Genomic DNA, 11,409 nt, shown 5'->3' with positions numbered 1-11,409 from the left:
GGGGAGCCCCCGGCGGGGAGCTCCCCTTACTGAACAATACCCACGCTAGCGGAAAACGCCCAACTTGCGGCTGTGCATCTTCCCGTTCACTTCCAGGCTGACGACGTAGAGCCCCGACGCCCAGCCCACGCTGTTGAGGGCGAAACGCTGCACGTGCCCGCCAGCCAATTGCTGCCCACTGTAGGGTGCACTCAGCTTTTTGCCACTGACGTCAAAGAAGTGGACGGCCACCCGCGAACTGGTGGGGAGATCGTATTCCAAGACCACCTCGCCGCCACTCAGGTAGGCTTTGAAGGGCAATTCCGTAGTGTTGCGGTTGCGGGTACTGGTGGTGCCTTGGCAGAATAGGCCCAGGTCGCTCATCCTTTCGAAAGGTGCGCCCATGATGTTGTCCACCAGGTCGCCATCGATGCACAGCCAATTGCTCAGGACGGTGGCGTAGACGTTGCGGAAGTCGACCTGGAACTTCATATTGTCGTTATTGTCCACGTCGTTCATGTCCGGCAAGCCGCCGGTCATGCCATTGCCGTTGAGGCCTTTGCCGAAGAGGAGCAAGGGTGCGGCCGCGCCGTGGTCGGTCCCCGCCGAGCCGTTTTGGAAGATGCGGCGGCCGAATTCGCTGAAGGTCATGGCCAGCACCCGGTCGTCGATAGCCCCGGCCTTCAAGTCGGCAAAAAAGGCAGTCACGTTCTCTGCAACGCTTTGCAAGAGGTAGCCGTGATCGCGCACCTGGTTGGCGTGGGTATCAAAGCCATCGAGTTCGACCACGAAAAAGCGCGTGCCCAGCCCTCCGCGCAGCATCCGGGCGACGAGGGAAAGCTGGTCGCCCAGCCGGTCGTTGCGGTACTCAGCGGAGTTTTCCCCGGCGTCGTAGGCCTGGGCCAGCACGCCCGCGTAGCGGAAGGTCGTATTGGCCACCGCCCGCAGGTAACTGAGCTGTTCGCCGTAGGTGCAATCCGGCACATCGTTCACGTCGTAAAGCTGCCCCGTGCGGGCAATCTGGTAAAGCTGTGTGGGGTTCTCCGTAGAAATGGCGTAGTTGAAATCATCGGCGTTGTTGAACAGCAGGTTGCCCGGGCCACCGATCTGGATGGCAGGGGGAGTAGCCGGCGGCATGCTGAGGAAATCGGGGTGCTGAATGCTCAGGTAGCGCCCCAGTACGCCGCTGTTGATGACTTCTTCGGAGTCGGAGGCCGTCGCCCAGATGTCGGAAGAACGGAAGTGGCTCAGGTTTTGGCCAGGGTAGCCCACGTTTTGCACCACCCGCATTTGCCCCTCGTTCCAGAGGCTGCGCAGCGGAGCGAGCTGGGGGTGTAAGCCCAGGGTGGAAGTAAGATCGACTACCTCATTGCGGGGGACGAAAATGTCGGGCCGGTGCCGCTGGTACGTCCCAAAGTCGTGGATCGGAATCAAAGTATTAAGGCCGTCGTTGCCGCCTTTGAGGCGGATCATCACCAAAACCCGGTCGTCATCGGCACCCGCCAGCGCCGCCATGAGCGGAGACATGCCGAGGGCGTTGACCGGAATCTTGTTCAGTAAAAAACCGGAGGTACCGATGATGCCGAGGTTGCGGAGAAAGTTCCGCCGGCTGTGGTCCTGCTGGTGGGCCAGGCCATCGCTCAGGCGCTCACCCGGCCGGGTAGATTTGTTATTGTTAGTTGGTCCCATAAAACGGACGATATTTTTTCAGCACGCTCGGCCCACCGGGTCGAGGCACTGGGAGGAGCTAATTAGTTCAACTGGAATTCGGGCATCCGGCCAATGTGGCGCAACAGAACGGTGATCTGCCACGACGCCGAATCCCAATCAAGGTTCCACTGGCCCGTATCGTAATAGTTGGAAGGAATCTCCCACTTCAGCGCATCGGTGGCAATGTCGTAAGCCTCCTCCGTCACCAGGCCGCGCGGAACGAAGTAATCCACAATGGCCCGGGCAATGACCTCGGGCGAATTGCTGTTGCCGGAAAGGCGCTTGGCAAAGGCCGGGTAGGTTTGCTCACTTTCGTTGTGCACGCCCCAGGAAAAGCCATCCATAAAATCCCAGCGCAGCGTCAGGCGGTTGGAATCAATCCAGGCCCGGTCGCCTTTCCAACCTGCTACATCGGGGGGCTCACCCAGGTACTGGCCCATGTTGGCCGTGGCCCAGAAGCCCCAACCTGCCGAGTTTTCAAATTCCCCGAAGTCGCCCTGCCGCATAAAGGAAGTCAGCAGCTCCAACGGACTTTTGACGAGCACGCCTTCGTTGGCCGCATCGAAAAAATGCGCGCTACTGAACAACTCCCGCAGCACGGGCATGATCTGAAACCCACTGGCCCGGAAAGTCTGCGCCATGGCGCTGATCACCTCCGTATCGGGGTCCCGATTGACGTAGTAAGCGTAAAGTTTGCCGCAAATGAACTCGGAAATCAGTACGCCACGTTCTTCGAAAAGGACGTCAATCAAGGTTTCGTAATTAAAGTTGCCGGTGCGACCAAAGACGGTCTTATCCCCCGGATCGTAGCCCCACTCGGCCCATTCCACCGCGCCGCAGAAGCTCGTCCAGCCGTTCCAGCCCGTCAGTGCCCGGCTGGCCTCCACGATGTCTTCTTCCGTGTAACCATTATTGACGCCGAGGGTGAAAAGCTCGAACAGTTCGCGGGCGTAATTTTCGTTGGGCTGCTGCCGCGTGTTCTCAAAGCCATTGAGGAAGAAAAGCATGGCGGGCGTTTTCGTCACCTCAATCACAAAATCGTGGAAGTTACCAAACGCATTATCCGTCAGCACTTTAAAGTACTGGTAGTAATGGCTGGCGCAGCTGTAGGTCTCGTACTTGGTCACAAAGTGGTTGTGCCAGAACAGGACGAGTTTTTCCCGCACGCCGTACTGCTGGGCTTCTTTCAAAAAGCCCTGGCCCCAGAGGGCATAAGACTCGAAGACATCGACTTCGGCGGCCATGAAGGCGTCGTAATCCCAGTAGGCCCACTCAGGTTCCGGGCGGTCGGGGCGGGTAGACGCTTCCGTCAGGAGTTGGTCGATGGTGGCTGCGGGGCCAGCAACGAGGGCTTGCTCGATCTCGTCGGGCTTGGCACCGAAGCCAATGCGTCGGAAAAGATGTTGCACCCGGGCTTCGTCCCAGGGGCGTTCGGCGGTGGGCACGTAGGCTTCCAGGCCAGTTGTAGCGCAGTTAGTCAATACCATTTGTTTTGTGGGGATTCGTTCAGCTCGGTCTAAGTTAAGGCCTTAGCACGATACGGGGCGGGGAAACTGGCCGTTCGGACCAACATTTAACGTATTAGCCGCAACGATAAAGTGTGCCAACAAGCAAGATTTTGGGGCGTCTGGTATCAAAAATTTCTTTCAAAGCCTGCGTTCCAGATCGGGCAGGATCTGGTCTTTCCAGGCGCCGAAACTGCCGTCCAGAATCCGTTCCCTGGCCTCCGTGACGAGGCCGAGGTAGAAGGCCAGGTTGTGGAGAGTAGCGATTTGTGGCCCCAGTAGCTCATTCACGCGGAAGAGGTGGTGGAGGTAGGCGCGCGTGTGGGTGCGGGAAGTGGGCGCGGCCGCAGGTGCAGGGTCGAGGACAGAATAATCAGTCCGCCAACGGGCGTTTTTGATGTTGATGATCCCCTGGCGGGTATACAAGACGCCGTGGCGGGCGTTGCGGCTGGGCAAGACACAGTCGAACATATCCACTCCCCGGCTGATGCACTCCAGGATATTGGCCGGGGTGCCAACGCCCATCAGGTAGCGGGGTTTGCTGGCAGGGAGGATCTCGCAGCAGAGCGCCGTGATGCGGTACATGTCTTCAATGGGTTCCCCGACGGAGAGGCCACCGATGGCATTGCCGGGTTGGTCCTGGCCGGCGATGAACTCCGCCGACACCCGCCGCAGGTCGTCGTAGCTGCTGCCCTGGACGATGGGGAAAAGCGCCTGGCTGTGGCCGTACAGCGGAGCCGAAGCGTCCATGAAAGCCACGCACCTTTCCAGCCAGCGGTGGGTGAGGTGCATGCTGTTCTCGGCATAGCGGCGTTCGCTGGGGTAAGGTGGGCACTCATCGAAGGCCATGACGATGTCGGCCCCGATGCTCCGCTGGATGCCGAGGCTGCTTTCCGGACTAAACAGGTGCTTGCTGCCATCAATGTGGCTGGCAAAAGTGGCCCCTTCTTCGGTGATCTTGCGCCGGTGGGCTAGGCTGAAGACCTGGTAGCCTCCGCTGTCGGTCAGGATCGGCCCGTCCCAGGCCATAAACTGGTGCAGGCCGCCCGCTGCTTCCAGCACTTCGGTGCCCGGCCGGAGGTAGAGGTGGTAGGTGTTGCCGAGGATGATGCGGGCCCCGACGTCTTGCCGCAGCTCGTGCTGGTGGACGCCCTTGACGGTGCCGAGCGTCCCGACGGGCATGAAAATGGGGGTGGGGATTTCCCCGTGGTCGGTGCGGAGGGTACCGGCGCGGGCGGCGGTGTGGGTATCGGTATGGTGCAGCGTAAATTGCATAGGGGGCAAAGGTAGGTGCTCCCGGGATTTAGCCGGAAGGTATTGTCGCGGCTTTAGCCCGACCCCCTGGTCGGGCTAAAGCCCGACATTACAGGCGGCGCAGGGGGCGGCGATGTGGGTATCGGTATGGTGCAGCGTAAATTGCATAGGGGGCAAAGGTAGGTGCTCCCGGGATTTAGCCGGGAAGGTATTGTCGCGGCTTTAGCCCGACCCCCTGGTCGGGCTAAAACCCGACGCTACAGGCCATCATTGCTATTGCGTCCCGGAACCTTGCACCTGCGACCGCGCAAAAACACAACCCGCCCTTATCTTCGCCCCATGCTTACCTTCCTGCGCCGGCTCTTCGGCCCCCGGCAAACTGCGTTCCCCGACGCCGACCAAACAACTGACCCCACCATGAAATTTTTGATCGTCGGCCTCGGCAACCCGGGCCCCAAGTACGAAAATACCCGCCACAACATCGGTTTTCGCGTGGTGGAAAAGCTGAGCGACGACTGGCAATCCGGCAGCCACGGCCTCCTGGCGCGCATCAAACACCGCGGTAAGCAAATCACCCTGCTCAAGCCCGACACCTTCATGAACCTGAGCGGCAAGGCCGTGCGCTACTGGCTGCAGGCCGAGAACGTTCCGAAGGAAAACCTGCTGGTCATCCTCGACGATTTGCACCTCGACTTTGGGCAACTGCGCCTGCGCGGCAAGGGCTCGGACGCCGGCCACAACGGCCTGAAAAGCATCGATCAACTCACCGGCGGCAACGACTACGCCCGCCTGCGCTGCGGCATCGGCAGCAATTTCCACCCCGGCCAGCAAGCCGACTACGTGCTGAGCGAATGGAGCGGCGCGGAGCGAGCTGGCCTGCCCACTCTGGTGGATACCGCCGCCGAAATGGCGCTGCATTTTTGCGGGCACGGCCTGCAAAACACGATGAATAAGTATAATGTGCGGGGGGGGAAGGGTGATCCCAAACCGCCTAAGGGGGGGGAGTGAGGGGCTAACTCAACACCTGATAAACCCCCATAGCCGAAAAATAAGCCAGCACCGTCATAAACGTAAACTGGATCGCCGGCCACTTCCACCCACCCGTTTCGCGGCGCGTGACGGCCAGGGTCGACATGCACATCATCGCAAAAACGTAGAAGATCAACAGACTCCAGGCCGTCGCGGAGTTATAAACGGGCTGCCCCGTGCGGGGGTTTATCTCTTCGGCCATCCGTTCGCGGATCCGCAGCTCATCATCGACGCTGCCAATGGAATAGATCGTGGCCATCGTACCGACGAAAACCTCCCGCGCTGCAAAACTGGCCAGTAGGGCGATGCCGATCTTCCAGTCGTAGCCCAGGGGACGGATGACGGGCTCCATCGCTTTGCCCAGGAGGCCGGCGTAACTGGCTTCCAGGCGTTCGCTGGCCAGGACGTCTTCGGCGGCTTCCCCGGTGTAGCCCAGTTCCTGGTTGATGCGCGCAGCGTTGGCCTCTGCGGCGGCCATGCGCTGGGATGGGCCAAAGGAAGAAAGCCCCCACAGAACAATGCTGATGAGGAGGATGACTTTACCCGCTTCCTCTACGAAAGTGCGCACTTTTTGCCAGACGGTAAGCCCCACGTTGCGCCACACCGGCGTCCGGTACTCGGGCAGTTCCAGCATCAGGAAGCTGCGTTCGGGGGTTTTCAGGACGAGCTTAAAGACCAGGGCGGAGAGCATCGCCGCCGCAATCCCCAGGAAATAAAGCCCCGCGAAAGCCAACCCTTGCAAACCAAAGCCCCAAAACGTTTCCTTAGGAACCGCAAAGCTGATGAGGATGACGTACACCGGAATGCGCGCCGAACAGGAGGTCAGGGGCGTCACCATAATGGTCAGCAGCCGCTCCTTCCAGTTGGCAATGGTGCGCGTACTCATGATGGCCGGGATGGCGCAGGCGTGGCCACTGATGAGGGCCACTACCGAGCGCCCGTTGAGGCCAAAGCGCTGCATCAGGCTGTCAAACAAGTAAGCAGCCCGCGCCAGGTAACCCACCTCTTCCAGAATGGCAATGAAGAAAAACAGGATGGCAATTTGGGGAATGAACACCAACACCCCGCCCAGGCCCGCGATGATGCCGTCAACGAGCAGGTTCGTCAGCCAGCCCTCCACCAGGGTGGCGCGGACGCTCGTGCCCAGGGTCTCAAAAACCCACTCAATGCCGTTCATCGGCCACTCCGCCCAGGCGAAAAGGGCCTGAAAAAGCAAGAACATTACGGCCAGGAAGATGAGGGGCCCCCAGATGCGGTGGGTCAGGATGTTGTCCAGGCGCTCGCTCCGGCTGGCTTGGTCGCCAGCAAAGCGTACGCTGTCGCGCACAATCGGCTCGAAGGTGTTGTAGCGCTCCATCGTTTCCTCCACCTGGGCGCGGAGGCTGTGGAATTCGTGGCGCACCCGGGCTTGCTGGACCAGGTGCCGGGTCTCCTCCGGAATGTGCCGCAGCCAACTGGCGTGGTGGGTCAGCAAAAGTGCGTGGTAATCGTTGCGGGCGGGGAGTTCCTGCCGGAGGTCCGCCAGCACATCGCGCGCCCGCGCACCGGGTTCGTAAAAAGGGGCTTCGGGGCGGTACTTCGCCGGGTCTTTAAGCAAGTCAGCGACGGCCGTTTTCAGTTCCTCCAGGCCCTGCCCTTCGCGGGCACTGACCAGCAGCACCGGCACCGCCAGCTCCCGGCTCAGTCGGGCCACGTTTACCTGTAGCCCTGTCTCCTGAATGACGTCCATCATGTTGAGGACGAGAATCATCGGCAAGTCCAGGTCCCGCAACTGCGTGAAAAGCAATAGGTGTTTGTCGAGTTTGGTAACGTCGGCAACGTACAGAATGGCGTCCGGAAAAAGATCGCCTTTAGGGTTGGTCAGTTCCTGCACCACGAGGCGCTCATCCAGGCTGGTGGGGTAGCAACTATAAGCGCCGGGGAAATCCACCAGCTCCACCCCTACCCCACTGGCCAAGGCGATCTCCCCCGACTTCTTTTCCACCGTGACACCCGGGAAATTACCAATGCGCTGCCGCAAGCCAGTTAGTGCATTAAACAACGAGGACTTCCCGCTATTGGGGTTACCAACCAGGCCCACTACGGCCCGGCGCTTTACTTGATCATTATGCATGCGAGCTCTTGCTTCCTCAGGGCCAGACAATGGCGGTCAATCTTAACGTACCAGCAACTGCCAAACGGGCTGGAGCGCACGATGCGCAAGCGCGATCCCGGACGTACCCCAATATCCAGCAGCTTACCAGCGAGGTCTTCGTTGGTAAAACGATCAATGATGCCAGACATTCCGGCGGTAAAGTGCACTGCGGCCGTAAGGCGGGGGAAAGGCATAGTGAATTACTTAGGACCAGCAAAGATAAGCCAGTTCAAACTGTTTTTAGGTGGTCTAAATAATTATGACTTTGGGCTTACTTGTTACTGCCGTTGTAACTCGAAACTCCCTTGCAGGCCAGTGATACCGTTGACGAAGTGAAGGATCAGGTAGTTCTGGTCGTAGGGTAACTGGAAATAAAGCGTGCCCATCGTGCCATCCCCCGCCACGAAGCTGCCGTGAAATTGCCCTGCGGCATCCACCTGCGTCAGGTAAAAACCTGAGTTACCGTTGTGGTAGGTGCCGTAGGTGCCTTCCGGTCCGAACTGTATCGTAAAGAGTTTATCATTCCACCAGGTCGAGTTACTCAACTGGGCCTGCCGTGCCGCTACCGTATTGTTCGCTTGGTTGCTAAAAGCCGTACTGGCTTCTTCCAACTCCGCATCGTCAAACAATGTCGCGGGGTCTTCCAGCGGGGTAGTCCCCGTCCTGGAGTTGCCCATCGTTTGGCGATCCGCCGCTGCTGGGGGCAACTGCTGGTTGAATAGCCCGGAGAAATCGGCCCCGTCTTCTTCCCAGGTGGATGCTGCCATGGCATCTACAAAGACCGCCAGGAAGATCACGGCACCCAGGCCCAGGAAAACGAATAAGAGCACTTTCCCCAGAGTGCCCCCACCGGATTTGGGGGCAGCCGGAGGAACGTTTGCCGCATGGGCAGGCCGTTGCTGTTGCGGGGGCGGGCTGGGGGCTGGGGGCTGGCGTGGGGTTGGGCTTGGGTTCCGGTGGTGTCGTATACTTTTTGTACCTCCCCCACCGCATTTCCTTCAGCTCCCGGGCGTAGTTGAGCAAACGGAGGGAGAACTCCCGCTCGGCCGATTCGGCCACCATCAAACCCTGGATCTTCTTTTGCTGCAACTCGTCGTATTCCCGCAAGAAAGCGACGGCCGCGTGGAAGTGGTCCGGCATCTCTTCCTGCATAATGGGCAGTTGCTGCTCCATCAGGTCCATCGCCTCAGTAATGCGGTTTTCGGCCACCATCTGGGTTACGCGCTGGTATAGATCGGGAGGGAGAGGCATGGTAAGTTGAAATGGTTCGCAAAAAACGACTGTAAGATACGATTTATCTCGCCGCACAACCAAGGTGCAGGGGCTAGGCCGCCGGAGGAAACCTCGCCGGCCCCGCCCCCACCTCAGGGTCTCTTTACACCATCCGCCCGGCGCTTTGCAGCAGGGCGATGCTTTTCCGGATGCCTTCTTCTTCGGAGAGCTCACTGCCTTCGTACTCGACGCCGATCCACGACTGGTAGCCCGCGTCTTTGACGATTTTGAGCATCCGCTGGTAGTCGGTGTGGGTTTCCGTACCGTCTGCCGCAAAATCGTGGGTCTTGGCCGAGACGGCCTTGGCGTAGGGCATCAGTTCAGCCACGCCCTGGTAGCGGTCGTATTCCTCTTTGCAGCCCGTCAGGCCCCGCTCCATGCAGAAATTGCCGAAGTCGGGCAGCGTACCGCAGTTGCTCATTCCGGTGGCGGCGATGACGTCCGCCAGCCACTTGCCATCGGAGCTGAAGCCGCCGTGGTTTTCTACGATGACGTTCAGTCCCGCTTTACCCGCGTATTCGCTCAGGCGGGCCAGGCCGTCGGTGGCGTTTTTGGCCACCTCTTCGCGGCTGCCTTTGCCGGCAGCGTTGACCCGGATGCTGTGGCAACCCAGGAATTTGGCGGCATCCACCCACTGGTAGTGGTTTTCGACGGCCAGGGTGCGGGCCTTAGCGTCGGAATCGCCCAGATTGCCTTCGCCGTCTACCATGATGATCAGGGATTTCACGCCGTGGTCGTTGGCCCGCTGCTCCATCTGCTTGAGGTAATCCTGGTTCTTGGCTTTGTCCTTGAAAAATTGGTTGACGTACTCGATGCCTCCCAGGCCAAAGGTGTTGCGGGCGGTAGCGGCGAAGTCGAGGTTATCCATTTTGCCCGCAAAAAGCGTTTTGTGGAGGCTCCACTGCGCCAGGCTGATGTCGAACCACAGGGGGCTTTCGGCCGCAGGTGGCACGGCCGAGCTGGCGGTGGTGCCGTCCATTTCCTGCGTAGCGCTGGTGCCACAGCCCAGGTAGGCAACGCTGCCCAGCAGCCCCAGCCCCAGGCCTGCCTGCGTTGTTTTAGTCAAAAAAGTCCTTCTTTGCATTGGTCGAAGTTTAGTTTCGGAGGGTGTAGATACGCAAAGTTCGTGGAATGCACCCCATCTCCTGCGTTCAATAACGATGGGTGCCGCAGTTGTGGCAACTACCTTCGCACCTACTGATTCATCAACCCCTTCCGCTATGTCCCTTAAGTCCACCGAGCACAGCCTCGAAGAACAGTATGCCCAGCGGATGGCCCGGCTGGCGGCAGCGGGCCACGCCCTCCCCCACTTGCGCGGCGAACGATCGCACGCCACGGCCGAGGATTTACGCGGCAACATCGAGAATTTCATGGGCATGGCCGCCGTGCCCGTCGGCCTGGCTGGCCCCCTGCGGATGCGCGGCCAGCACGCCCACGGGGATTACCTCGTGCCGCTGGCCACTACCGAAGGAGCGCTCGTAGCTTCTTACTCGCGCGGCATGAAAGCCATCACCGACGCCGGCGGTGCCACCGCCCGCATCCTGGCCGAAGGCGTGCAGCGCGCCCCCTATTTCCGGCTCGCCGACCTGGCCGCCGCCACCCGCTTCGTAGCTTGGGTGGCCAGCGTTCGCCCCACACTGGAAGCCATCACCGCCCAAACGAGCCGCTACGCCCAACTGCAAAACATCATCCCCTTTCTGGAAGGCAACGCCGTCACCCTGCTGGTGGAATTTACCACGGGCGACGCCGCAGGCCAGAACATGGTCACGATCTGCACCGACCGCCTCTGCCAGTTCTTCGTGGCCGAATCGCCCGAAAAGATCGAAATCTGGTACATCGAAGCCAACGCCGGTGGCGATAAAAAGGTAAGCCAGCTGAGCTACCAGCGCGTACGCGGCAAAAAAGTATCCGTCGAAGTCGTCATCCCCCGCGACGTAGTAGCGGCAGTACTGAAAACGACGCCCCGGGCCCTGGCCGATTTCAGCCTGGCGGCCACTTACGGGTCCGTACAGTCCGGCACCATGGGTGTGCAGGCCCACTTCGCCAACGGCCTGGCGGCGCTCTTCATAGCCTGTGGCCAGGACGCCGCCTGCGTGGCGGAGGCGGCCGTTGGGACCGTCCGGCTCGAAATCACTGCTTCCGGCGACCTCTACGCTTGCGCCACCTTACCCAACTTGATCGTCGGCACCGTCGGGGGCGGCACCGGGCTGCCCACCCAGCGGGAATGCCTCGAATTGATGGATTGCTTCGGAGCGGGCAAGGCCGGACGCTTGGCCGAAATCACCGCCGCCGTCTGCCTGGCGGGCGAACTCTCCATCCTCTCCGCGCTGGCCGAGGGGCACTTCACTTCTGCTCACGAAGCATTGGGGCGGAAGTAGCCCCCCAGCTCGCAGTGGGAATTTTGCTGTGCAGTGCATCATTTTGGGCGCGGCCGCAGGTGCTCCCCCCCACCCCCCCGAAGGGGGGAGTCAGGACAAGGAGCAATGTTTTGCCGAAGGAAACGCTGTCCTTCGCTAAAAAAGCTAC

10 protein-coding genes are annotated in these 11,409 nt (G+C 60.3%); 3 read left to right on the top strand and 7 right to left on the bottom strand.

All coding sequences use genetic code 11. From position 1 onward, the window contains the following. Positions 1-45 precede the first annotated feature (45 nt). From H9S92_RS01220 to tgt, 3 genes are all read right to left on the bottom strand, one after another. Positions 46-1,668, bottom strand: a complete 1,623-nt coding sequence (locus H9S92_RS01220; RefSeq protein ID WP_187464904.1) for a DUF1501 domain-containing protein — start codon at positions 1,666-1,668, stop codon at positions 46-48. Between the two features lie 62 nt (positions 1,669-1,730). After that, positions 1,731-3,170, bottom strand: coding sequence for a DUF1800 domain-containing protein (locus H9S92_RS01215; RefSeq protein ID WP_222935927.1), 1,440 nt, complete (start codon positions 3,168-3,170; stop codon positions 1,731-1,733). A 165-nt stretch (positions 3,171-3,335) separates the two neighbouring features. Continuing rightward, positions 3,336-4,469, bottom strand: coding sequence for a tRNA guanosine(34) transglycosylase Tgt (tgt, locus tag H9S92_RS01210; RefSeq protein ID WP_187464902.1), 1,134 nt, complete (start codon positions 4,467-4,469; stop codon positions 3,336-3,338). A 396-nt stretch (positions 4,470-4,865) separates the two neighbouring features. Between tgt and pth the strand changes: the two genes are divergently transcribed. Then, positions 4,866-5,456, top strand: coding sequence for an aminoacyl-tRNA hydrolase (gene pth, locus H9S92_RS01205; RefSeq protein WP_187464936.1), 591 nt, complete (start codon positions 4,866-4,868; stop codon positions 5,454-5,456). A gap of 4 nt (positions 5,457-5,460) precedes the next feature. Here the strand turns inward: pth and feoB are convergent, their stop codons facing one another. From feoB to H9S92_RS01190, 3 genes are all read right to left on the bottom strand, one after another. Next, entirely contained in the window at positions 5,461-7,590 is a 2,130-nt protein-coding gene (gene feoB, locus H9S92_RS01200; RefSeq protein WP_187464901.1) for a ferrous iron transport protein B, read from the bottom strand. Continuing rightward, positions 7,572-7,805, bottom strand: coding sequence for a FeoA family protein (locus tag H9S92_RS01195; protein WP_187464900.1), 234 nt, complete (start codon positions 7,803-7,805; stop codon positions 7,572-7,574). Before H9S92_RS01195 ends, feoB begins: the two co-directional genes overlap by 19 nt. 84 nt (positions 7,806-7,889) lie before the next feature. Then, positions 7,890-8,441, bottom strand: coding sequence for a hypothetical protein (locus H9S92_RS01190; protein WP_187464899.1), 552 nt, complete (start codon positions 8,439-8,441; stop codon positions 7,890-7,892). A 250-nt stretch (positions 8,442-8,691) separates the two neighbouring features. Here H9S92_RS01190 and H9S92_RS01185 point away from each other — a divergent pair, with 250 nt between their 5' ends. Beyond that, a complete protein-coding gene (locus tag H9S92_RS01185; protein ID WP_187464898.1) occupies positions 8,692-8,844 on the top strand; it encodes a hypothetical protein in 153 nt (50 codons plus the stop codon). A gap of 142 nt (positions 8,845-8,986) precedes the next feature. Here H9S92_RS01185 and H9S92_RS01180 read toward each other — a convergent pair whose 3' ends face one another. Next, positions 8,987-9,967, bottom strand: a complete 981-nt coding sequence (locus H9S92_RS01180) for a sugar phosphate isomerase/epimerase family protein (protein ID WP_187464897.1) — start codon at positions 9,965-9,967, stop codon at positions 8,987-8,989. Between the two features lie 136 nt (positions 9,968-10,103). Here H9S92_RS01180 and H9S92_RS01175 point away from each other — a divergent pair, with 136 nt between their 5' ends. Continuing rightward, positions 10,104-11,261, top strand: a complete 1,158-nt coding sequence (locus H9S92_RS01175; RefSeq protein WP_246463576.1) for a hydroxymethylglutaryl-CoA reductase — start codon at positions 10,104-10,106, stop codon at positions 11,259-11,261. The last annotated feature ends 148 nt before the right edge of the window (positions 11,262-11,409 follow it).

This window comes from Neolewinella lacunae, from assembly GCF_014349155.1.
Taxonomy (GTDB): Bacteria; Bacteroidota; Bacteroidia; order Chitinophagales; family Saprospiraceae; genus Neolewinella; species Neolewinella lacunae.
This window is presented reverse-complemented; position numbering and strand designations above follow the sequence as displayed.